The following is a 22729-nucleotide window of genomic DNA, read 5'->3' on the forward strand; positions in this document are numbered from 1 at the left end:
GGAGAACCGATGAGCCTCGCCCCCTTCCTCACCCTTGTCGCCGAGGAGGCCGAGCACCACGGTAACGTCGCCGCGGAGACCGTCGGATACGGGATCCTCGCGCTCCTCGTCTTCAGCGCCCTCGCGCTCGTGACACTGTCGTATCGCAACGTCGCCAACCGTCACGCGCACAAGGCCGAGGCGTACGCCAAGAAGCACGCTGCCGATCTCGAACCGCACGGACACGGCCACTGACTCTCGGGCAGATGAGCGAAGGTCGAGCGCCGCGCATCGGGGTGATGGGCGGCACCTTCGACCCGGTTCATCACGGTCATCTCGTCGCGGCGAGCGAAGTCGCCGCATCCTTCGACCTCGATGAGGTCATCTTCGTCCCCACGGGCGAGCCGTGGCAGAAGTCGCAGGTGACCGAGAGCGAGCATCGTTACCTGATGACGGTGATCGCGACGGCTTCGAACCCCGACTTCAGCGTCAGCAGGGTCGACATCGACCGATCCGGGCCGACGTACACGATCGACACCCTTCGCGACCTCCAGGCCCAACGACCCGATGCCGAGCTCTTCTTCATCACGGGAGCCGATGCCGTGGCGCAGATTCTCAGCTGGAGGGACCATGATGAACTGTGGGACCTCGCCCATTTCGTGGCGGTCTCCCGGCCCGGGCACCCGCTGTCGGCGGCAGGTCTGCCGAGCAAGAACGTGAGTCTGCTCGAGATCCCAGCCCTGGCCATCTCTTCGACGGACTGTCGGAACCGCGTGCACAACGGTCAACCGGTGTGGTACCTCGTTCCGGATGGAGTCGTCCAGTACATTGCGAAGCACCACCTCTACCGGAGTAAGGCATGAGCAACCCTGACCAGCCCAGCACTCCGCCGCTGACCCGGCGCCAGATGCGCGACCTGCGCAACACCGGATCGACCCCGATCCAGAACCCGCAGGACGCTCCCGCGAGCGAGCCCGAGCCGAAGCCCGAGCCGGCCGCGCCGCTTCCACGCGCCGCCGCGCCGGCCGTCGTCCCGCCCGCGCCCCGCGCGGACGCCAGTGTCGACCTGGGCGTCTCACCGCTCACCCGCCGCCAGGCGCGCGAGCAGGAGCGTATCCGCACCGCGTCGGTGCCCGTGATCACGCCCGACACTGCCGAGCAGACGCCGACCGTGAAGCCCGCTGAGGAGGATTCCTCGGCCCCGGAGACCGGTGGGATGACGGCGCTGTTCACCCCCAGTGCGGATGAGCGACCGGCCGATGAGACGCCGCTGGCCGCGGCCGAGGCGGCACTCGCCGACGAGCCCGCACCCGTGGTTTCGCCGCAGCTGGGCTCCGCGCTACTCAAGGACGGCGTCCCCGAGGTCGCGCTCCCGCCGTCCTTCGACCACCTTCTGACGCGAGAGGGCTCCACGGGCAGCATCGCGACTCCGAACGCCCTGATCCTCTCGCAGACGCCGTCGGCGGATGCTTTCACGTCGCCCATCGCTGCGACCGGTGAGGTGCTCATCACCGGCACCTTCGCGTTGCCCGAGGGGCTCGGCTCGCGCGGTCACGCGCCCGGGACCACCGACGGCAAGGAAGCCGACGCCGTTCTCGTGGACGGCGAGCTGCCGCCCGCATCCTCTCCCACTCCGATCGCGGCCAGTGCCGCGATCAGCACCATCAAGAGCGCGGACGAGATCATCCGCCCGCCGGCGCCCGAGAAGGGCAGCCGCCTCATGCTCGTGCTCGCCATCACCGCCGGTGCGCTCGCACTCGCGCTGGTCGGCGTGCTGGTGTTCGCCGTATCGACAGGACTCTTCTCATGACCCTCACCGACGCATCCGTCGAGGTGCTGCAGATCGCCGCACGCGCGGCCGACGCGAAGGGCGGCGAGGATCTCGTGGCCCTCGACGTCTCGGAGCCGCTGCCGCTCGTCGACATCTTCCTTCTGGTCACGGGGCGCAACGAGCGCAACGTGGCAGCCATCGCCGACGAGATCGAGGAGCAGCTGCTCGAGCACGGCGTCAAGCGTCTGCGCCGCGAAGGTCGCGAGGAGTCGCGCTGGATCCTGTTGGACTTCGGCGACCTCGTCGTGCACGTCTTCCACGAGCAGGAGCGCGTATTCTACGGCCTCGAGCGCCTGTGGAAGGACTGCCCGACGGTTCCCATCGACCTGCCGGTGCCGACGCGCCCGGAGTGACCGGGCTGATTTCGCTCACGACTCATCCGTGTTGTAAGCTGAATGAGTTGCCCGAACGGGTGACAGAGGGCCTGTGGCGCAGCTGGTAGCGCACCTGCATGGCATGCAGGGGGTCAGGGGTTCGAGTCCCCTCAGGTCCACCAACAGGACGCCCGATTGGACATACGTAAGGATGTCTGATCGGGCGTTTGCTTTCGTCTTCGGTACCGGGTTCGGTCGCGCTCCGCGACCGTGGGCACCCCGCGAGAGGTAGATGTGCCGGGTATCGGGGTATCTCCCGTCGGGTGGCATCCGGCGCGACCGCTGTTCGTATTCCGGACCGGATCGTTGCCCGGTCTCACGCGGATCTGAGCCGCGACGCCAGCGATGCGCCGGGGCCGCCGCTACGGTGTCTCCATGGCTACGGCGGTCGAACTACCTAGGGAGGCGCGGACTCGCCCCTGGCTCGACCGGGCGATCACCTGGACTGTTGCTGGTGCAGCAACTGCGGCCGCCGCGTTGGCGCACATGTTCGCCGTCGTCGGATTCCTGCTCTCCATCCCGGCCGCCGATAACGTCGGCGAAGACAGTACCGGCGAGATGATCGGCGCGGCATGCATTGTGGTTGCGCCGGCGATCGCGTTGCCGACTGGCTGGGTGCTCGCACGCAAGGTCTGGCGGTCGAAGTGGCTGCGGGCGCTGCCACTCGCGGTCAGCGTCGCATGGACGTTGCTTGCTGGGCTTCTATTGCCCTTCGGGGTTGCGGCGTTGGCAGCCGCGAGCCTCGGTGCGCTGTCGCAGCTCGTGACTCACTCCGTCCTTACGGCGGGGGCGCTCCCGATCGGGATCGTGCTACTCGTCGCGTACCTCGTCCTGTTGGTGGTGCGAGCGGCGCGGAAGGCGTGACGCAGTACTGCTAATGCGCGGATTTGATCCCCATACGGGCAGTGCACCTTTGACGGACCCGATCGTGCTCTCGACATCGCTCCTAGCCAGGTGCACTAGTAATCGCTCTCGACACACTGCTCGTCATCGCTCGGCTGTCTGCCGAGCGCAGGTCAAGCTCTCGCGGCGCCGGCTTAATTGAAGTTTCCGAAATGGCTGCGCGCATCGCCTGGCGTGTCCTCGAGTGGCTACGCACGCTTCGCGATCACCCCTTCCGTCCAGGCTACGGAGTCCCAGAGATCCCGCTGACAACATCTTTAAGGATCCAGTGTTCGACCACCGAGAGCCTGGACGTCACTGCAGGATCGCTCGCGACACGCTCAAGGTCCTGAATGATCTCGGTGACCTCGCCGCGCCGCAACCCGAGCTCAAAAAGACGCATCGCGAGCGGCGTTGGAAGCCCGTAGTCTTCGAGCTCGGCGACGCTGTTCGGCAGGTACAGGCTCTCGATCTCACGCAGCAAATACTCATAATTAGGGCGCGGCCCGTCCGAGACGATTTCAGCCTGGATGTTCTGCAGTCCTCGAAGCATTGACGGAATCGTGTGCCCCATCCAGTTCCGCTGGAAGCGAAGGACATCAGTGACGACGTCGCTCCTGTCCTGATCCTGCCGCGCATATGTCATCGCCTGATCGACCTGTGCCGCGAGATCGCCGGCATTGTGGCGTGCGTTCTGGAGCTTGCCCCACATCATGTTGAAGTTGATCCCACGGCGCTGGTGACTTTCGAGGAGATGGTAGAAGGCGAACTCGAGAGTCTCACGCGCCTGCGTATACGTCGGGCGGCCCTGCCAGGTGAGGTTCTCCCGCGATGATTGCGGCCGACTTCTCAGTTCTCTCGCCGCGGCGACTTGCAGAGACGGATCAAGACCCCGGTTTCTGCGCAACGTGTCGATACTCAGAACGTCCTGCTCGAACAGTTCGGCCACGCGTTCCATAGCGCGCTCGTCGAGCGACGAGTTGGGGAGCTGGATCAGATCGGCGTCCGCCGCGAGATCCGACTGCGTTTCGATAGGGATGTCTACGACGGTGGCCGTGTCGTCGGGTGGCGACATATACGTGACAACACGTCCGACGAAGTGACGGAACATCCGCCCGGCGCGGCCTCGAATGTTACTGAAGGTGAAGAAGTCGATCAGCTGGCCATCGATCTTCTTCTCGAAGATGATGACGTTCCGAGCCGACGTGTTCACTCCCTCAATCAGCGTCGATGTGCACACCATCACCCCGACAAGGCCCTCGTTGAAGAGGCGCACCATAATCCGCTGAAGACCTCGCGGGAGCGGCCCGGTGTGCACAGCGACGCCGGAGCGCAGGGCAGCGACGATATCCCACGACTCGTCGTAGTTCGAGGCGATCCAGCCAGCCACCTCTGTCGCCAGGCCTCCTGGGACAGCATGACTCGTTGTACCGAGCGTTACCGCAAGAGCCTCTGCCTTCTCAGGACTTCCGGTGAACACGAGAGTCGAACCGTCAAGTTCATGGACAGTGCGAAGAAGGTCCTGGCGGGGGTCCTCCACCTGAGAGCGGTCGATTACGTCAACTGCGACTGGCTTGAACGTCGAGCGGATGAGCGTGCCACGAAACTCTTCCGGGAGCCGCTCGTCGAGCGCGTCAATGTTCGGCCCGATTAGGTAGTACTGCGCGCCAGTCTCCTTGACTCGCCCCGGCATGTCCGGAGAGCGTTTTGCTGGTGTCAGCCGGCTTTTCGGACCGGTTCGATGCGAGCGTAGTCGAGCTGCTCGACCTCGAGGGGCGTGAGGTCGTCGATAGAGCCGTGGGTGCGCTCCGTGTTGAACCAGAGCACCCAGGACGCGGTCGCCGCCTCGACCTGATCGATGTCGTGCCAGGGCCCGTCGTGATGGATGAGTTCGGACTTGTAGAGCCCGATCTGTGACTCCGCGAGGGAGTTGTCGTATGCGTCGCCGACGGATCCGACCGACGGGTCGATGCCTTCGTCGACGAGCCGGTCGGTGAAGGCAATCGAGGTGTAGACGCTGCCCGCGTCGGTGTGGTGCGTGAGCCCGGCGAACCCGATGACGCCTTCGCGGCGGCGGGTGAACAGGGCCATGTCGAGGCAGTCCAGCACGAGCGGAGTTGTCATCGAGGTCGCCGCTCTCCACCCGATGATGCGGCGGGAGTGCGCGTCGAACACGAACGCGACGTAGACCCATCCGGACCACGTCCAGACGTAGGTGAAGTCGGCGACCCAGAGCTGGTTCGTGCGGAACCGGGCGAAGTGCCGGTCGACGAGGTCCGCGGGCCTGGTCTCCCGCAGATCCGTATCGACGGGACGTTTCCGTTTCCCGCGGACGACACCGGTGATCCCGAGCTCGCGCATGAGGCGTTCGACCGTGCAACGGGCGATGTCGTGCCCGTCGCGACGCAACCGCAGCCAGAGCTTGCGGGCCCCGAGCACCTTCCGGTGCGTCTGCCATGTGGTCAGGATGATCGGCTTCCACCTCTCGTCCGACACAATACGTGGTGACGGACCGCGGCCCCTCGCGTCGTAGTAGGTCGATGGGGCGATCTTCACGCCGTGCTGGGTGAGCACGGCGCAGATCGACTCGACACCCCATCGGAGGCCACCGTCGGCGCGATCCCTATGCGCGTCGATGAAGCCGACTATCGCCCTCGTGGCCGGTCGAGTTCGGCCGCGAAGAAAGCCGAAGCCGCCTTCAAGATCTCGTTCGCCCGCCGCAGTTCCGCGTTCTCCCGCTTTAGCCGCTTGATCTCCACCGCGGCGTCGGTCGTGATTCCGGGCCGGTCGCCCGCGTCGACCTGCTGCCTGCGGATCCACGTGCGGATCGTTTCTGACGACCCGACGCCGAGCATCTGCGCGACAGCGGTCATCGCGGCATACTCGCTCGGATAGTCGGATCGCACCTCGGCGACCATACGGACAGCGCGCTCGCGTAGCTCGCGCGGGTACTTACTGGGACGTCCCATGAGACAGATCCTTCCAAGGAATCCTGTCTCCGGACATGCCGGGGCGAGTCACTCAGCGAAATGCTCCGAGGGGTGCGTAATCACCTTGTATGAGTTTCGAAAGCGCGCCACTCGCCGTCGTGTTTCATCAATGAGTGCGATGGTCGGCACGATCAAGACGAGGTTCGACCACCGCTCGGAAGCAAGAAGAGCGTCGATGACCACCGACTTACCAAACGAAGTGGGGGCAGACAGAATGACGCTCTCGCCATCCATCAGACGCTGGTACACCCGCTGCTGTTCCGTATGGAACGTGAATCCGTCCTCGGCCAACTCGGGTGGCGTATGAAGTTCGAGCGCGAAGGCCTCCCATGAGCCGACTCCACTTGCGGTCGAGCTGACGTACGGCAAGAGGCCGAATCGCATGCATAGGGCGTCGACGATTGGTTGCTCGGCTGTATTGCCGGGGTACGTGTCGAGAAAGCGCACGAGGAGCTCGCGCCCGCGGGATGCGTCTTCGGGCGCGCGCGTCAAATCGGCGATCGTGCGCAACTGGTCAAACGTGTCAGGTGTCTCTGTCGGCATGGCTAGAGGTGCTTCCAGACTTCGAGCCGCTGGTGGAACAGATTCGTCAACCGCTTCTTGCTTGCGAGTGGGACGAGAATGAGGTGCAGCGTCACGGGGAAGTCGTCATCGACCGCGGCTGCAAAATTGTCCCACCCCGCAGTAACCTCGGCGGTCAGGGCCGACCGATACGCCTCATCGTTCGCGCTGTGCGTTGCAACGGTCTCGCTGTCATAGGTCAGCATCACGGGTATAACGAGCCGATCGCGGATCTCATCGAGAGTGCGATGTTCATGGAGCAACTGCTTCACCGTCTCGGTGTGCGCCCACGCTGAGTCCAGCTTGTTCGTGATCGCAATGAACTCCCGCCGGAGGAAGCCCGCAGCGACGTGATCCTTCAGCTCCGCGACGACGTCGGTGATGGCTTTGGAGAGGCTCTTGTAGTACTTCACTTCTCCCAACCAGAGCTCTATCTCGCCATCCGACTCAACCAGATGGACGCAATCGAACCCCTTGACCGTGTCATTGTCACTGTCCTTGAAGTGGATCTTGCTGACCGCCGGCTGAGCGTCGAAGAAGTCTTTCACAGCCGCGTGCAACAGCAACTCGCCGAACTCTCCACGCAGGCCGTACTTCTTGGTGGCATAGACCGCCTTCGCGGCCTTGCGCAACATCATCGCTGCCGTATTGCCGTCGATCTCGCTCCACTCGGTGAAACTCAGCGCGAACGAGGCGAGGTGTCGGTCAAAAATGTCTTGGGTAAGTTGATTTGAACGCCACTCACCGTCTTCGAAACCAGCGCACAACGCAGTCAGGGTCGGTGAAAGCGTCATGTCCTGCACGCGTACTTCATGCACGGTTACCAACGGGCCCACACTCCGAGTTCGCGGCGGCTTTATGTGGAGCCTATACGCAAGCGCCAGTTGTGCCCGGCGTGACGCGTCTGTGCGCATCCTCCTTCTGGAATGGAGATGATCCGTCCGAAGGCCGTTCCACGCATGAGCAAGCGTCGCTACCCTCGTGCGATGTGCGCCGCGCATAGCGCAAACGCTAACGATGGCGTCGGACACGCACCAATATCGAAGCTTCGCCAAGCGGGTCGGCTCTACGTCTTCTTCGAAGTCTGCCCAGGTGGGTGGAGCGGGCGGTGGACGGTCCGGCTCGACGACCTCGCAACGTGGGCATCCATGTTGACGGCCTTCGACCAGTAGCCCGACGCCATCCGACAATAATGGTCCATGACCCTTGTCGTGATCGATACCAACGCGGTCCATCGTGACCCCTGGATGAAGAACGTACCTGGGCAGGAGCTCCTCGCACACGCGTCACGTGGCGAGTGCAAGGTGGTGTTCCCACATGTCGTGCTCGACGAGCTGCTCCGTCAGCAGCACGACTGGGTGCAGGACAATCACGGTGCGATAACCAGGGTCGTCGATAGAATGCGCGGCAACCCGATCGACGTGAGCGGCACAGCGAACGAGCTGAAGAGGAGCTTCGATGGTCTGTGGAAGCAGATCGACAAGAGCTTCGATGCGCTGAAGGCGCACTCCGGAGTCGAAGTGGCGCCGATCCCAGTCGCGCATGACCTGACGGCACGCCTGGTCGCGCGCGACCTTGCCCGGAAGCGGCCCTTCCTGGAGGTCGGCAGCGAGGGGTGGTCGGCCGGTTACCGGGATGCCGTCATCTGGGAGACGGTGCTTGAATGCCTGGGCTGGCTCGAAGACGACGAGAAGCTCATCTTCGTGACGGCAGACAAGGGCTTCCTGACCGACGACAAGAAGACGTTCCACGCGGATCTCCTCGACGATCTCGATAGCCGCGCGTTCGCTCGCGGTCGGGTCGTCTCAGCACAGACAACTGCTCGAGCACTGGCTGAGGTCCAGGCCGTCGTCGAGCACGCTGCGAGGACAAGGGAGATGGTCGAGGTCGCAACCAACGAGCTATTCAGCCTCGATGGCAAGGATGTCTCGATGCAGATGGTCTACGGCGGCGACTACGACTACCCGGACTTCGTAAAGTTCCAGATGCCGTCGCTTGAGTCCGCGATGATCGCTGCGATCGATCAGAACACATCGTGGGTGTTCGAAGAGGATGCCTACGGTTTGGTGTCCGGCACGTCCGACGTCGTACTGGCCATCCAGGGTGCGGTAGAAAAGAGCGCGTGGCTCCAGGACGATGAAGGTGTGTTCGAGATCTACGACGATCTGAATGACTGGTACTTCGGCGTTGGAGCGACGATCTTTGCGCGGGCAGTCGTCGAGATCGATGTCAGCGACGGACCGGGGCAGTACCGAGTTACAAGCATCGTGCTCGCGGATGAACCATCGGACCCGAACGTGACGACCGACCTGTCAAACTTCGAGAATCCGACCACCTCGCAGTTTGACAGCGAGCCCGAACATGCCGCTACTAGTGGCGGGGAGCAACGTCCAGCGCTTTGATGCTTGGTTGGCTGATGCTCGCCTTCCCCGCCCTTCCCCCCACGGGCCTGGGTGAACTAGATTCTGCGAGCCGCCGTACGGGCGAGCATTCGTAGGAGCAGGTCGGCGAACTGGACGATTTCCGCCACTTCGACAGGGTCGTCGAAGTGGACAGTGCGGTGGCTCGCCGGGTTCTTGAAGGCGCCGATCGCGCCCGCGAAGAGCTTCATGATGGCTTCGCGTTCCCCACCTTCCGCCGCTTGGTCCGTAAGCGGCCCGTCCGAGTTGAACGCGGCTTGCATGAGCTTGACTCCGACGAGGCTGTCCGGGAGGCCGCTGAGGGTGCGAACCTCAACTTCGACCGCCTTCATCGCGGCAAACGCCGCCGTCTCGAAGTCTCCCCGAGCGAAGGCAGGTTTCGCCGTCTGACGTAGTTGAGGAGACAGGTCCCCAGAGATCAGCCTCTCGGCTTGTAGATGCAGGGCCGCGTCGGCGCGTTGGGCGAGACGAGCCCCTTGCTGAGTCACTCGCATCCAATGCCCGGAAGACTGCAGACCTTGTCCTACGCACTCATGGGCGATCAGCCACGCCCACGCGTCACCGACACGGCCGACGAGCGCCGCGGTATCGGGTTCCGACGAGAACTGCTGCTGTGCGTCGTTCATCAGGTTGTAGCCATTTACGGTTGCGCCCTCACCGCCGAGCCCTCGAAGGAGGTCGAGCGCAATATCTTCCGTGCTTCCTTGACGGAGCAGGTCAGGGTCTAGGGCCATGGACTGACCTTAGACCCCAGTTCGGAGGCGGGCTGACGGAGGAGGTCAGATGCGCCGAGGCGTGGTCGAGGGCGGGCGTTAGCGGGTCGGCCAGCGCCGGGTGGGAACGGTTAGCGCGCCCGCGCGGTCTCGTCGGTTGGTGAGGCCCGTATGGCACGCCCGCGGAAAGGCGCGAAATAGCAACGTCAACTGCAGCATGCTTCACGTTGCGTAAGTGCGACTGCAGGCATCGGCCGAACAGCTTCGATCTCCCCGACGCCGCGCTACTTCAACGCTTTGGCCACGGTGTGTGGGCTGAAACCGATCATGCGGGCGATGCTGTGTACGGACTTGCCGGCTTCGTGAGTGTCGCGGGCGCGAGCGATGTCGTCGTTGCTCATCCGTCGGATGGTGACAATGCCAGCAGTCGTAAGGTACCTGCCCGCGGTCTGCCGGGTGATGCCCACTGATTTCGCCGCCGCGGTGACACTCCCGTTCTCCCTGTCATGGGTGATCAGCGTCTCGATCTCCTCCGGCCGGAGTTGCCTCGCTCGCTTCACAGCCGCCGCGCTGCCGCGTGGATGCTCGGATTCGCGGGCCTCGTCGACGAGGCGCTGAACCGGGGGAGTGCCGCCCAATTGTTTCGAGTAGTGATGCCTCAGGTCCACCCTCGGATACCCTCCACCTCGTTATGAGGTGGAGAGTGTCTTCCTGCTCAGGTGATGACGTCGTCATGGACCGGGACAGTCTCGCTCTCCGTCGTCCACAGCGGGTGAACCATCTGAACGGTGTCCGACATGGTCATGTCGTGCTGGCGCGCGGCCGAGATCAGCGCGGAGGCGGCTCCTCGTACGCCCTCCGGCGGTCGGTGGCCGGCCCGAACGCGAGCCGCGCTTCCGGCCCTCGTCTCGATGAGTCCGTCTGCCTCCAATTCTGTGTACGCGCGCATCACTGTTTCGGCGGCTACTTGAAGATCCTTCGCGAGTTCCTCACCATCGTCTCCGCCGGGATCAGCGCGCTGCTGCTGATATTCAGTCTTGGTTGCGGACTCTCGCTCGGGGCGTTGCTGACGCGATATCGACAGCGGGAGATCGGGCTCTATCGTGCCCTGGGGTGGTCGCGCCGCAAGCTCTCCCTCCAGGACAGCGCTCAGCTCGGACTGCTCGGCCTGATCGCAGGAGTCGGGGGAACCCTCGTCGGCGTGGGCCTCAGCCTCGTCGTCTCCATCCTTCTGCGCGGTGCGACGTTCTGGGGGCTGTCGTTCTCCTCGGCACTGGAGGTCCCGCCGCACACTGGCTCCTTCTCACAGCGCTCGCGCCGACCGTGGTCTCCTCCTCGGAGCCGTGGTGCCACTCGTCAGGGCTCTACGGCTCGACCCGGTTTCCCGGCCGTCCCTCGCTCTCGATACCCGACCTGAGCCCCTTCGGATAACGAACCGATCACGGCGTGTCCGCGGGGATGACAGGTTGTGCAGCGTAATCGACCGATCATGCGCAAACCCGGATCGACCGATCCCGCGATGACAGCCTCGAAGAAGCACCAGACCGCCCCTGAACGGTCTCTCGGTACCCGTCCGAGAGTCCCGCAGTCGCGGAGATCGACGGTGCGGCCCCAGAGGCGGGGCCAGCATTCGCGCGCATGGCGCGTGCGGGTGTCGTCGATGACGAAAGGGATATGCCAATGAAGGCTCTGCCACGCAAGCAGATCGCCGTGATCACCGGATTCGGGCTCGCCATCGCCCTGACCGGTTGCACGTTCGGTGACGCTGACTCGTCCACGTACAAGACCCGTGAGGTCTCGGACGGCACCACGGATTTCGTGGTCGTCGAGAACCCCCGGGGCGGGAAGACACTGTCGTACTCCGCCGAGGGTCCCATCGAGCTCCTCGAGGTCGAGGACGACGGCGCGACGTACGCGTTCAAGGACATGAACGGCAACGGCGAACTCGACACGTGGGAGGACTGGCGCCTCGACTCCAAGGAGCGCGCTGCCGCCCTCGCCGACGAGATGTCGATCGAGCAGATCGCCGGTCTCATGCTGGTGAGCTCCCACGAGCGCAGCCCGGGAGACGGACTCACCGAGGCGCAGGAGACCTACCTCTCCGAGTCGAACCTGCGCAACGTCCTCAACGCCGCCGGCAGCAACGTCGACGAGACGGTGCCGTGGGTCAACCAGATGCAGGCCTACGTCGAGACGCTGGCGACCGACGGCACCCCCTACGTGCCGGTCAACTTCAGCTCCGACCCGCGCTCGACCGCCGGTTCCGGCGGATACAACGCGGACGGCGCCGACATCTCGCGCTGGCCGTCCAGCCTCGGACTCGCGGCAACCTTCGACGCGTCGCACACCGAGGAGTTCGGCGAGATGGCGTCCGCTGAGTACCGCGCCCTGGGTATCGCGACCGCCCTGAGCCCGCAGATCGACCTCGCCACCGAGCCCCGCTGGCTGCGCGTCGCGGGCACGTTCGGTGAGGATGTCGCCCAGAACGAGGAGCTCGCAGCGGCGTACGTCCGCGGCTTCCAGGGAACCGGCGGCGAAGACACGTGGGGCTCCGAGTCGGTCAACGCCATGATCAAGCACTGGGCGGGCGACGGCCCCGGCGAGGGCGGCCGTGAGTCTCACACCGAGGCCGGCAAGTACGGCGTGTACCCGGGCGGCAACCTGTCCGAGCACACCGAGGGCTTCCTCGGATCGCTCGACTCGGCGGCTGTGATGACCGCGTACTCGATCGCGCTCGATGAGAACGGCGAGCCGCTGTTCGACGATCGCACGGGAACGGCGTACGACGCCGGCCGCATGGCGATCCTCCGCGAGGAGAACGGCTACGACGGCGTCGTCGTCACCGACTGGGGTGTCATGACCGGCGTCAACGACCCGGACGCCTTCATCGCGATGGCCTGGGGCGCCGAAGACCTGACTCCGGCCGAGCGCTACGTCAAGGTCCTGGAGACCGGTCACGACATGTTCGGGGGCGTCAACGACGCGACCCACATCCTCGAGGCGGCCGAGCTGTGGCAGCAGGAGTTCGAGGCCGGCGAGCAGGAGATCGACGCGGAGACCCGCTTCCGCGAGTCCGGTGCCCGCATCCTGACGCTCATGCTGAACCCGGGCCTCTACGAGAACCCGTTCGTCGACATCGAGGAGTCCAAGAAGATCCTCGCGAGCGATGACAAGGTGAAGGCGGGCTACGACGCGCAGCTCGACTCCGTCGTCATGCTCAAGAACAACGGTGAGACCGTCACCGCGGCAGACGCCGAGGACTGGTCCGACAAGACGGTCTACATCCCGCGTTCCTACAACGTCGGCATCGCCGGCGCCTTCGGCCCGGCGGAGTACAAGGAGTATGCCGGGATCGACCTCGAGGTCGCCGAGGAGTACTTCGGGACCGTCCTGACGGACGAGGTCGTGCTCGATGAGAACGAGCAGGTCGTCAGCTACACGGCTCCGGACCTGAGCGATGTCGATCTGGTGCTCGTGGGCCTGAACAGCCCCGACAACGGCGGCACCTTCACCAACGCGGGTCGTGACCCGGAGACGAAGGAGTTCTACCCGCTCTCGCTGCAGTACCGCCCGTACACGGCGGACGGCGAGAACGTACGCCAGACCTCGATCAGCGGTGACCTGCTGGCCGACGGCAGCAAGGAGAACCGTTCGTACTACGGCAAGACCTCCAAGGTGCTGAACGAGTCCGACCTCGACGCTTTCGAGCGTGCCCGCGACGCCATTGCGGCATCCGGCAAGGACATCCCGCTCATCACGGTGCTGAAGGCAAGCAACGCGACCATCCCGGCCGAGTTCGAGGCCGACTCCGACGCACTCATCGTCGGGTTCGGAACGAGCGACGCGGCGCTGCTGGACGTGGCGCTGGGCCTGCACGAGCCGAAGGGGCGTCTGCCGATCCAGTTCCCCGCGAACATGGACACGGTGGAGGCGCAGCTCGAGGACATCGCGAAGGACATGACCCCCTACAGCGACGCCGACGGGAACACGTACGACTACGGCTTCGGCCTCAACTACTCCGGAGTGATCTCGGAGTGAGACCTCGGATGCGGTCGGCGGCCGATGTCGCCGACCGCATCCGACACCACGCACACCGGAGCCGATGCGTCGCGCCCCGGTGAGCAGCACAGCAGGACCCGGGCGGTGGAAGCGTCCGGGAGGAACACAAAAGGAGCAGACATGAACACCACCAAGATGCGCGCAGCGGTCCTCGCGACCCTCATCGCCGCCACCGGCACCTTCGGGCTCGCCGCGTGCTCGTCGGGCGACACCGCCCCCGCCACGTCCCAGAACCAGGCTGCCGACGTGGATGTCGCCGACGACCTGACCACGGCCCGTCAGGCAGTGGAGGACGCGCTTGCCGAGAACGCGAACCTCACGCAGATCATGCTCGCCGGCGACGTCAAGCAGCCGACCGAGAAGTACGGCCTGCTCGTCATGCCCTTCGTCAAGTCCGAGGCCGCCGAGCGCGTGACCGGCACGGTCAACGTGAAGGATGGCAAGTACGTCATCGAGGCCGTCTCGGCCGAGTCGGGCACGACCTACCAGATCGACCAGGACGGCACCATCTCCGAGGCCTCCAACTGATATCCGGCTCCACCCGGCGGCTCAGCCGCCGGGTGGGCTGTCCGATAACGCGTCACACCACCGAAGGAGAACCGTCGTGAACGCACGCCCATCCTCGGGCGCCGCGGCCGTGAAGGCCCGAATGTCCAACAAGAAGTACCTGGCGATCTGGATCCCGATCATCGCCCTCGTGACGATCCTGACGGTCGTCGTCAACGTCGCACTCAACGTCGCGACCGGATGGGTGGCGTCGCAGCTCGGCTCCGGCACCTACACGTTCACGAACTCGGAGGAGTCCGAGGGATGGGACACCGAGTACTACTCGGCCGACTACGCCTCGCTCGACGAGGTGGATGCGGCAGCGCTGGACCTCGTCGAGCAGATCGGCGCCGGCGGCATCGTCCTCGCCAAGAACGACGCGGCGGCCCTGCCTCTCGCGGGTGGCGCCCAGGTCACCATGTTCGGTCGCGCGGCCGCCGATCCCGTCTACGGCGGCTCCGGTTCGGGCTCGGTCGACACCAACTCGGCGATCACCGCCCGCCAGGGCATCGAGAACGCCGGCTTCGGCGTGAATGACGCCGTGTACAGCGCCATCGAGAGCTTCGCCGCGGAGAACCCGCGTGGTCACATCGAGATGGACCGCCCTGACATCTCCACGTACAACATCGGTGAGATGCCGGTGGCACAGTACGAGGCGCAGGCGGGCACGTTCGGGCAGTTCAACGACGCGGCCATCGTGTTCATCGGCCGTCCCGGTGGCGAGGGCGGCGACCTGACCCAGGATATGTCGGCGTGGGATGACAACGCCGAGCCCGGTCAGCACCAGCTCGAGCTCAACAAGGACGAGCGCGACATGATCGCACTCGCCCAAGCCAACTTCGAGAAGGTCGTCGTCGTCGTGAACGCCTCGACCACCCTCGAGCTCGGCGACCTGCAGCGCGACGCGGGAATCGACGCCGTGCTGCTGGCGGGCTCGCCCGGCGCAACGGCGTTCAACGCGCTCGGACGCATCCTCTCGGGCGAAGTGAACCCCTCCGGTCGTACCGTCGACCTCTGGGCCGACGACTTCACGGCCGACCCGACGTTCGCCAACTTCGGCAACTTCATCTACGACAACGTCTCCCCGTCGTATCCGGTCCCCGTGACGGAGAGCGCGACGTCGAACGCGACGGTCACCGACGAGGCGCCCTTCGTCAACTACGCAGAGGGCATCTACTTCGGCTACCGCTACTACGAGACCGCCGCGGTCGAGGGCTTCATCGACTACGACCAGGCCGTCGTCTACCCGTTCGGCTATGGACTGAGCTACACCGACTTCGCGTGGGCGATCACCGGCACGGAGGCGGGCGGCGTCGACGGCAACATCGCGGTCACCGTGAACGTGACCAACACCGGCTCGGTCGCCGGTCGTGATGTAGTGCAGCTGTACTACTCGGCCCCGTACACGCCGGGCGGCATCGAGAAGCCCGCCGTGGTACTCGGCGGCTTCGCCAAGACGGGGGTCATCGAACCCGGCTCCAGCGAGCAGGTGACGATCGAGGTCGCGGTCGAGGACATGGCGTCCTACGACTACCTGAACGAGCGTGCCTACGTGCTCGAGGCGGGGGAGTACGAGCTCACCGTCCGGACCGACTCCCACACCGTGGCGGCGGGAACCGAGCCGGTTCGCTACACGGTCGCCGAGGACGTCGTCTACTCCGGTGACGACCACCGCGCCTCGGACCTGACCGAGGTCACGAACCAGTTCGACGACGTGTCGGCCCAGTTCACCACCGAAGACGAGGCGGGCAAGATCCCCGTGTTCTCGCGCGCCGACTTCGCGGGCACCTTCCCGACCGCTCCGACGGGCGACATGCTCGTGGCGGACGAGGCGGTCGCCGCTGGGTTCGACGCGTGGGACGCCGACGCCGAGGCCGACGCCTTCGAGGGTGAGATGCCCGCCACCGGCGCCGCATCCGACCTGTCGCTCATCGACATGCGCGGTCTCGCGAAGGACGACCCGAAGTGGGACGAGCTGCTGGACTCGCTGAGCGTCGGAGACATGTCCGCGATGCTCCTGAACGGTGCGTACCAGACGGCCGCCATCGGTTCCATCGGCAAGCCCCAGACGCTCGAGCCGGACGGCCCCGCAGGCTTCTCGTCCTTCATCAACTCCGCCATCAACGGCACCGCCTACCCGTCCGAAGTGCTCATCGCACAGACGTGGGATGTGGAGCTGGGACGCGCGATGGGTGTGATGCTCGGCAACGAGGCGATCTTCAAGAACATCAACGGTTGGTACGCCCCGGCAGTGAACCTGCATCGCTCTCCGTTCGGCGGGCGCAACTTCGAGTACTACTCCGAGGACCCCGTGCTCTCTGGCGAGATGCTCACGGCCGTCGCGAACGGTGTCGGCACGAAGGGCGTCTACACACTCATCAAGCACTATGCGATGAACGAGCAGGAGACGAACCGCGTCAACAACGGTCTCGCCACCTGGGCGAACGAGCAGGCTATCCGTGAGATCTACCTGAAGCCGTTCGAGATCGGCGTCAAGAACATCTCCATGGACGTCACCTACCTCGCCGACGATCAGGGCACCCTGGACACCACGACGATCGGCGCAGCGGGCATCATGAGCTCGTTCAACCGCATCGGCTCGCATTGGGCGGGTGGCTCCGAGGCGCTCATGGACACGGTCCTGCGGGGGGAGTGGGGCTTCGAAGGCTTCGCCATCTCGGACTTCAACCTCTACCCCTACATGAACCCCAACGAGGGCATCGCGGGCGGCACCGACCTGATGCTGACCTTCCAGCCCTCCAAGTCGTTCAATGACTCGAGCTCGGCCAAGGCCGTGACGGACATCCGTCAGGCGACCCACAACATCCTGTTCACGGTCGCCAACTCGAACGCGATGAACGGACTCGCTCCTGGCGCGACCGTCGCCTACACGCCGCCGGCGTGGGTCGTGTGGCAGATCGTCATCACGTCGGTGATGGGACTGCTGATCCTGGGAGCCGTCGTCATGGTCGTGCTGCGCGTGCGTCGTCACCGTCGCAGCACGGTGACGGCCGGATGAGCCGTGGCCGCCGGGTCGGAGAATCTGCTCGCCGGCCCGGCGGCCACTCACCCCTTCCGCGCTCGACGCGCGGCGTGAACGATCAAGAAAGACCCATTGTGAAAGACACCCCCTCGCTCGTGGCGAGTCTCTCGCTGCTCGAGAAAGCCGCGCTGCTGAGCGGCGCCAACACCTGGCAGACGCGCGCCATCGCGCGCATCTCCCTGCCCCCGGTGTGGATGGCGGACGGCCCTCACGGTGTGCGCAAGCAGGTCGGCTCCGCCGACCACCTCGGCATCAACGGCTCGGAACCCGCCACCTGCTTCCCGACCGCCGCCACGATCGCCGGAAGCTGGGACGACGAGCTGGCCGAGCAGATCGGTGCGGCTCTGGGCCGCGAGGCATCCTCGCAGGGCGTCGGCGTCCTGCTCGGGCCGGGCCTCAACATCAAGCGCAGCCCCCTCGGAGGCCGCAGCTTCGAGTACTTCTCTGAGGATCCCGAACTCGCGGGCCGCCTGGCCGCCGCCTATGTCCGCGGCATCCAGTCCGAGGGCGTCGCCGCCACTCCCAAGCACTTCGCGGTCAACAGCCAGGAACTGCGTCGCATGGTGAGCGACTCCGTCGTCGACGAGCGCACGCTGCGTGAGATCTACCTGACCGCTTTCGAGATCGTCGTCCGCGAGGCCGCGCCCTGGGCGATCATGTCCTCGTACAACCTCGTCAACGGCGTCTACGCCCACGAGAACGCCCACCTGCTGACCGAGATCCTGCGCGACGAGTGGGGCTTCGACGGTGCGGTCATCTCCGACTGGGGCGGGTCCAACGACGCCGTCGCCGCCGTCGCCGCCGGGGCCGCACTCGAGATGCCCTCGCCGGGTTTCGACTCCGCACGCGAGATCGTGGCTGCGGTGGAGTCCGGACGGCTCGCGATGGCAGACCTCGACGCCCGCGTCGCTGAGCTCATCGACATGGTGCGGCGCGTGAGTGAACGCGCGGCCGCGATCGTCGATCTGCCCGCACATCACGCGCTCGCCCGACGGGCCGCTGCGGAGTCCGCGGTGCTGCTGCGCAATGAGGACGACCTGCTGCCGCTCGCGTCAGGCACCAGAGTGGCTCTCGTCGGTGCGTTCGCCACCGTGCCCCGCTACCAGGGCGCCGGCTCTTCGCTCGTGAACCCCACCGTGCTCCCGACACTCGCCGAGGTGCTGCCGGACTCGACCCTCGAGGTCGTGGGCGTCGCGGAAGGATTCCGCCGCGATGGCAGCGCCGACGAGGCGCTACGCGCGGAGGCTCTGACGCTCGCCGCGCGCGCGGATGTCGTGGTGCTGAGCCTCGGGCTTCCCGAGATCGCCGAATCGGAGGGAATGGACCGCACGAGCCTCGATCTGCCGGACGAGCAGGTTCGTCTGCTGCGAGACGTGCACCGGGTGAACCCCCGGACGGTCGTGCTGATCAGTGCCGGAGGCGTGGTCTCGACGCCGTGGGCGACGGATGCGGCCGCGCTGCTGCACACCTACCTCGGCGGCCAGGCCGGAGCCGAGGCCATCGCGGATGTGCTCACCGGTGCGGTCGACCCGGGTGGGCGACTGGCGGAGACGATGCCGCGCGCCCTCGCGGACACCCCCACGGCCGCGTCCTTCCCGAGCGCCGCTCGCACCGCCGAGTACCGCGAAGGACCTTTCGTCGGATACCGGCACTATGACACGGCCGGCATCCCGGTCTCCTTCCCGTTCGGCTACGGCTTGAGCTACACGAGATTCGCTTACTCCGATCTCGTGGTGGATGCCGACGGCGCCGAGGTCACGGTGACGAACACCGGCTCCCGTGCCGGGAGCGATGTGGTCCAGATGTATGTCGGACGCGTCGGAGACAGCGCACTGGCGCGTCCTCGTCGCGAGCTGAAGGGATACGCGAAGGTGCGGCTGGAGTCGGGGGAGTCGCGGCGCGTCGCACTTCCCTTCGGCGACCGCACGTTCCGTGTCTTCGACGCCGCGACCGACACGTGGGTCGTGGAGCGCGGCACGTACGAGATCGCGGTCGGCGCGCACGTGGGCGCACTGGATCTCACAGCGACCGTCGAGCGCGACGGTGTGGCGCTCGCGCCCTCGACGCGTGCCGGTGTCGCTCCGACGGATGCGGAGTTCGCTGCGCTCCTGCGGCGTGAGATCCCCGACCCGCAGTGGCCCGACGGGCCGCTCGGGGAGAACGACCCGATGGATCGTCTCGTCGACTCGCGCAGCCCCCTCGGTCGGTTCGGATTCCGCATCCTCGACGGCCGCCGTCGCAAAGCCGACGCGGCCGGTACCCCCGACCTGAACGTGCTGTTCCTGCTGAACGGCCCGTTCCGGGTCATCTCCAAGATGAGCGGCGGGCTCGCCACCCGCCGGCTCACCGGAGCCGTCCTGACGCTCGTGAACGGGCAGACGCTGCGCGGCCTCGGGCGGGTGATCGCCGCCTACTTCGGGGGCCGACGCGATGAGAAGGCGACGAAGAAGGCGTTCGACGCCGCCGCAGGGAACAGGAGTGCACGATGATCACCGCCATCACGAAATGGTGGGGTCGATTCCAGACCTCACGCCCGGAACTGTCGAAGTTCATCATGTTCCTGCTGCTGTCCAACGGCGTGACCGTGCTGCAGCTGGCGCTCATGCCGATCTTCCGCTGGGCGTTTGCGAGCTTCACGGGTCTCACGGATGTCGGCTTCCAGGTGCTTCCCGTCGGGTCGAACGTCGACGGCAGCCAGTACTACATGTTCGACTACGCGGCGGGCGCGCTTCCCGCAGGCGGCGGCGGGCTGGCGTACTTCCTCGCGGTGCAGATCACGCTGCTGATCGCGCAGGTCATCAACTTCTTCCTGCAGCGCAACATCACGTTCAAGTCCAACACCTCGGTGTGGGTCGCGGCCGGCTGGTACACGGTGGCCTATGTGGCGATCACCTTCATCGCCGCGGCGGCGCAGGGCTTCTACAAGGCGCCGATCTACGACTTCTTCATGGTGACCCTCGGATGGGGCTCGAGCGGATCCGTCGTGGCGGACGTGCTGACGATGATCATCAACGCCGCGATCTCGTTCTGGGTGTTCTACCCGATCTTCAAGGTGATCTTCCGCCAGGTGCCGACCGAGGTCGAGGTGGTGGCGGAGCCCGGCGACAAGGTCGAGCGATGACGAATCGCCCGTCCGTCGTGCCGGCGCTGTCCATCGTGGTCCCGGCGTTCAACGCCGAGGACTATCTGGGACGCGCGCTGTCGGAGCTCGACGCGGTCGCCGGCGTCGAGGTGATCGTCGTCGACGACGGCTCGACGGACGCCACCGGGGCGCTCGCGGACGACTGGGCTGCGCGGCGCCCCGGCTCCCGGCGGGTGATCCACCAGCCCAACCGCGGGCACGGCGGCGCCATCACCACGGGGCTGTCCGACGCGCGCGGCACGTTCGTGAAGATCCTGGATGCGGACGACTGGCTCGACATCGCCTCGCTCGCCCTCCTGGTGCGCGAGCTCGTCGCTCTCGAGGGTGCGGACGTGGACGCGGTCTTCACGGACTTCGTGCACGAACGGGTCGGCAAGTCGGCGCGCCCGGCTCGTTTCGACTCGGTGTTCCCCTCCGACGGCGTGTTCGAGTGGGCGGACACGGAACGGTTCGGGCGCCGTCAGGTGTTGATGATGCACGCGATCGTGTACCGGACGGAACTCGTGCGAGCAAGCGGGCTGCACCTGCCCGAGCACACCTTCTACGTCGACAACCTCTACGTCGTGACGCCGTTGGCACGGGTGCGTCGGATGCGGTATCTCCCGATCCCGCTCTACCGCTACCACGTGGGCAGGCCCGGACAGTCCGTGGCGCCGGAGGTCATGGTGCGGCGGGTGGAGCAGCAGCTGCGGGTGAACAGACTGGCACTCGCCGCGCTTCCCTCCCCGCACGCGGTGGCTCGCGGCGAGGTGCCGGTGCAGCTGTACCGGGCCCTTCTGCACCACGTGGAGGGGGTCTGCGCGGTCACGAGCGCCACGCTGGCCCGTGCCGGTACGGCGGGCCACCTCGTCGAGCGCGACCGCTTCTGGCGAGAAGTGCGCGCGGAGAATCCCTGGCTGTACACGCGGATGCGTCGCAGTCTCCTCGGAGCGGTGAGCAATCTCCCCGGCCAGGCGGGGCGCCGCGCGACGAGCCTCGCGTACGACTGGGCTCGACGCGTCGTCGGGTTCAGCTGAGGCGAGCCGCGGTTTCCGCACGTGAACGGCGTCCCGTCTACGATCGAGGGTGAGACCGGTCGACCCCGCGCCCGGCTCGTCATCATCGCCCTGCGCGCAGCCGTCCTTCGCCGCGCGCGGCGCCGGACGGAGGGTGCCTCGGTGTCATCGCCCCTGCTGACGGTGGCCGTGCCCGCCTACAACTGCGCAGAGTTCCTCGGTAGAGCCCTCGCTGCGCTCTGCCCGAGCGACGCGCGCGTCGAGGTCGTCATCGTGAACGACGGCTCGTCGGACGCCACCGGGCTGCTCGCCGCATCCTATGCGCACACGTACCCCGACCGGATCCGCGTGGTGCATCAGGTCAACGGCGGGCACGGAGCGGCGATCGACACCGGTGTCGCCCACGCGCGCGGTCTCTACCTCAAGGTGCTCGACGCGGACGATTGGCTGTCGTCCGCCGCTCTCGCACGAGTGCTGGACGTCCTCGAACGGGTGGAGGAGACCGGGGGAGTCGACGCGTTGTTCACCGACTTCGTGCACGATCGCGTAGGCAAGGCGCCGCGACCGACGCGTTTCGACACGGTCTTCCCCGCCGATCGCGTCTTCGGCTGGGAGGACACGCAGCGCTTCGCGCGGCGGCAGTACCTCATGATGCACGCCGTCATCTACCGCACGACCCTCCTGCGCGAGGTGGATCTGGACCTGCCGCGTCACACGTTCTACGTCGACAGCCTGTACGTGCTGCGTCCGCTCGCGCGCGTGCGCCGCATGTACTACCTGCCCGTCCCGCTGTACCACTACTTCATCGGTCGCGCGGGCCAGTCGGTCGCGCCGGAGGTCATGCTGGCCCGCGTCGATCAGCAGCTGCGAGTGAACCGGCTCGCGCTCGAGACTCTGCCGAGTGTCGAGGACGTGCGGGCTGGACGGGTTCCGGCACAGCTCTACGCCGCGCAGCTGCACTATGTCCGCGCGCTCTGTGCCACCGTGAGCGCCACGCTCGCGCTGGGCGGCACCGCACACCACCTCGCGGTGCGCCGAGCCTTCTGGCGGGAGGTGAAGCGCGACCGTCCCCGCATCCACGGTCATCTCCGGCGCAGCCTCGTCTGCGCAGGGAGCAACCTGCCGGGATACGCGGGGCGGCGCGTGACCCGGGCCGCGTACCACCTCGCCCGACGCTACGTCGGCTTCAGTTGA

20 protein-coding genes and 1 tRNA gene are annotated in these 22729 nt (G+C 66.1%); 15 read left to right on the plus strand and 6 right to left on the minus strand.

Annotation, left to right across the window (positions count from 1 at the left end; translation table 11 throughout):
- The first annotated feature begins 9 nt into the window (after positions 1-9).
- From EHF32_RS03305 to EHF32_RS03330, 6 genes are all read left to right on the plus strand, one after another.
- Complete coding sequence (locus tag EHF32_RS03305) at positions 10-234, plus strand: hypothetical protein (protein ID WP_137416804.1); 225 nt, start codon at positions 10-12, stop codon at positions 232-234.
- A gap of 11 nt (positions 235-245) precedes the next feature.
- Positions 246-842, plus strand: a complete 597-nt coding sequence (gene nadD / locus EHF32_RS03310) for a nicotinate-nucleotide adenylyltransferase (RefSeq protein WP_137416805.1) — start codon at positions 246-248, stop codon at positions 840-842.
- Positions 839-1789: a hypothetical protein gene (locus EHF32_RS03315; protein WP_137416806.1), complete on the plus strand. Its 951-nt coding sequence runs from the start codon at positions 839-841 to the stop codon at positions 1787-1789. Before nadD ends, EHF32_RS03315 begins: the two co-directional genes overlap by 4 nt.
- Positions 1786-2163, plus strand: a complete 378-nt coding sequence (gene rsfS, locus EHF32_RS03320; protein WP_137416807.1) for a ribosome silencing factor — start codon at positions 1786-1788, stop codon at positions 2161-2163. Before EHF32_RS03315 ends, rsfS begins: the two co-directional genes overlap by 4 nt.
- 67 nt (positions 2164-2230) lie before the next feature.
- A tRNA-Ala gene (locus EHF32_RS03325) sits at positions 2231-2306 on the plus strand.
- Positions 2307-2559: 253 nt separating this feature from the next.
- The gene (locus EHF32_RS03330) at positions 2560-3048 is read left to right on the plus strand and encodes a hypothetical protein (protein ID WP_137416808.1); all 489 of its coding nucleotides are present in this window, start codon (positions 2560-2562) and stop codon (positions 3046-3048) included.
- A gap of 262 nt (positions 3049-3310) precedes the next feature.
- On the opposite strand, the gene EHF32_RS03335 is transcribed toward EHF32_RS03330, so the two are convergent.
- The 4 genes from EHF32_RS03335 to EHF32_RS03350 form a co-directional block, all read right to left on the minus strand.
- Positions 3311-4759 (minus strand): hypothetical protein, encoded by a 1449-nt coding sequence (locus EHF32_RS03335; RefSeq protein WP_137416809.1) that lies wholly within the window; start codon positions 4757-4759, stop codon positions 3311-3313.
- 23 nt (positions 4760-4782) lie between these two features.
- Positions 4783-6035 (minus strand): IS3 family transposase gene (locus EHF32_RS03340; protein ID WP_137416810.1). Its coding sequence is split into 2 segments (ribosomal slippage): positions 4783-5753 and positions 5753-6035, totalling 1254 coding nucleotides; the frame shifts between segments, so codons are not numbered across the junction.
- 48 nt (positions 6036-6083) lie between these two features.
- Positions 6084-6599 carry a DEAD/DEAH box helicase gene (locus EHF32_RS03345; RefSeq protein ID WP_137416811.1) on the minus strand — a complete coding sequence of 172 codons (516 nt, stop codon included), beginning with the start codon at positions 6597-6599 and terminating at the stop codon, positions 6084-6086.
- A gap of 2 nt (positions 6600-6601) precedes the next feature.
- Positions 6602-7411 (minus strand): HamA C-terminal domain-containing protein, encoded by an 810-nt coding sequence (locus EHF32_RS03350; protein WP_137419095.1) that lies wholly within the window; start codon positions 7409-7411, stop codon positions 6602-6604.
- 405 nt (positions 7412-7816) lie between these two features.
- On the opposite strand from EHF32_RS03350, the gene EHF32_RS03355 reads away from it, so the two are divergent.
- A complete protein-coding gene (locus EHF32_RS03355) occupies positions 7817-9019 on the plus strand; it encodes a PIN domain-containing protein (RefSeq protein WP_137416812.1) in 1203 nt (400 codons plus the stop codon).
- A gap of 56 nt (positions 9020-9075) precedes the next feature.
- Here the strand turns inward: EHF32_RS03355 and EHF32_RS03360 are convergent, their stop codons facing one another.
- The gene (locus EHF32_RS03360; RefSeq protein WP_137416813.1) at positions 9076-9771 is read right to left on the minus strand and encodes a TIGR02391 family protein; all 696 of its coding nucleotides are present in this window, start codon (positions 9769-9771) and stop codon (positions 9076-9078) included.
- 263 nt (positions 9772-10034) lie between these two features.
- The gene (locus EHF32_RS03365; protein ID WP_137416814.1) at positions 10035-10418 is read right to left on the minus strand and encodes a helix-turn-helix domain-containing protein; all 384 of its coding nucleotides are present in this window, start codon (positions 10416-10418) and stop codon (positions 10035-10037) included.
- 299 nt (positions 10419-10717) lie between these two features.
- Between EHF32_RS03365 and EHF32_RS16000 the strand changes: the two genes are divergently transcribed.
- From EHF32_RS16000 to EHF32_RS03410, 8 genes are all read left to right on the plus strand, one after another.
- The gene (locus tag EHF32_RS16000) at positions 10718-11167 is read left to right on the plus strand and encodes an FtsX-like permease family protein (protein WP_137419096.1); all 450 of its coding nucleotides are present in this window, start codon (positions 10718-10720) and stop codon (positions 11165-11167) included.
- Positions 11168-11430: 263 nt separating this feature from the next.
- Positions 11431-13788: a glycoside hydrolase family 3 N-terminal domain-containing protein gene (locus EHF32_RS03380; RefSeq protein ID WP_238343777.1), complete on the plus strand. Its 2358-nt coding sequence runs from the start codon at positions 11431-11433 to the stop codon at positions 13786-13788.
- Between the two features lie 141 nt (positions 13789-13929).
- Positions 13930-14337, plus strand: coding sequence for a hypothetical protein (locus EHF32_RS03385; protein ID WP_137416817.1), 408 nt, complete (start codon positions 13930-13932; stop codon positions 14335-14337).
- Between the two features lie 76 nt (positions 14338-14413).
- Positions 14414-17374, plus strand: a complete 2961-nt coding sequence (locus EHF32_RS03390) for a glycoside hydrolase family 3 C-terminal domain-containing protein (protein WP_238343778.1) — start codon at positions 14414-14416, stop codon at positions 17372-17374.
- 98 nt (positions 17375-17472) lie between these two features.
- A complete protein-coding gene (locus EHF32_RS03395; protein ID WP_238343779.1) occupies positions 17473-19887 on the plus strand; it encodes a glycoside hydrolase family 3 C-terminal domain-containing protein in 2415 nt (804 codons plus the stop codon).
- Positions 19884-20519, plus strand: coding sequence for a hypothetical protein (locus EHF32_RS03400; RefSeq protein ID WP_137416819.1), 636 nt, complete (start codon positions 19884-19886; stop codon positions 20517-20519). The genes EHF32_RS03395 and EHF32_RS03400 overlap by 4 nt, the downstream gene beginning before the upstream one ends.
- Positions 20516-21556, plus strand: a complete 1041-nt coding sequence (locus EHF32_RS03405; protein WP_137416820.1) for a glycosyltransferase family 2 protein — start codon at positions 20516-20518, stop codon at positions 21554-21556. Before EHF32_RS03400 ends, EHF32_RS03405 begins: the two co-directional genes overlap by 4 nt.
- Positions 21557-21697: 141 nt before the next feature.
- On the plus strand, positions 21698-22729 hold the full coding sequence (locus tag EHF32_RS03410; protein WP_137416821.1) for a glycosyltransferase family 2 protein: 1032 nt from the start codon (positions 21698-21700) through the stop codon (positions 22727-22729).

The sequence above is a fragment of the Microbacterium sp. RG1 genome, assembly GCF_005347485.1.
Taxonomy (GTDB): Bacteria; Actinomycetota; Actinomycetes; order Actinomycetales; family Microbacteriaceae; genus Microbacterium; species Microbacterium binotii_A.

What these genes read in the sequence shown, in the direction of transcription:
- EHF32_RS03305 (WP_137416804.1), top strand. Translation starts at nt 10, where the DNA reads ATGAGCCTCGCCCCCTTCCTCACCCTTGTCGCCGAGGAGGCCGAGCAC.
- nadD (WP_137416805.1), top strand. Translation starts at nt 246, where the DNA reads ATGAGCGAAGGTCGAGCGCCGCGCATCGGGGTGATGGGCGGCACCTTC.
- EHF32_RS03315 (WP_137416806.1), top strand. Translation starts at nt 839, where the DNA reads ATGAGCAACCCTGACCAGCCCAGCACTCCGCCGCTGACCCGGCGCCAG.
- rsfS (WP_137416807.1), top strand. Translation starts at nt 1,786, where the DNA reads ATGACCCTCACCGACGCATCCGTCGAGGTGCTGCAGATCGCCGCACGC.
- EHF32_RS03330 (WP_137416808.1), top strand. Translation starts at nt 2,560, where the DNA reads ATGGCTACGGCGGTCGAACTACCTAGGGAGGCGCGGACTCGCCCCTGG.
- EHF32_RS03335 (WP_137416809.1), bottom strand. Translation starts at nt 4,759, where the DNA reads ATGCCGGGGCGAGTCAAGGAGACTGGCGCGCAGTACTACCTAATCGGG.
- EHF32_RS03345 (WP_137416811.1), bottom strand. Translation starts at nt 6,599, where the DNA reads ATGCCGACAGAGACACCTGACACGTTTGACCAGTTGCGCACGATCGCC.
- EHF32_RS03350 (WP_137419095.1), bottom strand. Translation starts at nt 7,411, where the DNA reads ATGACGCTTTCACCGACCCTGACTGCGTTGTGCGCTGGTTTCGAAGAC.
- EHF32_RS03355 (WP_137416812.1), top strand. Translation starts at nt 7,817, where the DNA reads ATGACCCTTGTCGTGATCGATACCAACGCGGTCCATCGTGACCCCTGG.
- EHF32_RS03360 (WP_137416813.1), bottom strand. Translation starts at nt 9,771, where the DNA reads ATGGCCCTAGACCCTGACCTGCTCCGTCAAGGAAGCACGGAAGATATT.
- EHF32_RS03380 (WP_238343777.1), top strand. Translation starts at nt 11,431, where the DNA reads ATGAAGGCTCTGCCACGCAAGCAGATCGCCGTGATCACCGGATTCGGG.
- EHF32_RS03385 (WP_137416817.1), top strand. Translation starts at nt 13,930, where the DNA reads ATGAACACCACCAAGATGCGCGCAGCGGTCCTCGCGACCCTCATCGCC.
- EHF32_RS03400 (WP_137416819.1), top strand. Translation starts at nt 19,884, where the DNA reads ATGATCACCGCCATCACGAAATGGTGGGGTCGATTCCAGACCTCACGC.
- EHF32_RS03405 (WP_137416820.1), top strand. Translation starts at nt 20,516, where the DNA reads ATGACGAATCGCCCGTCCGTCGTGCCGGCGCTGTCCATCGTGGTCCCG.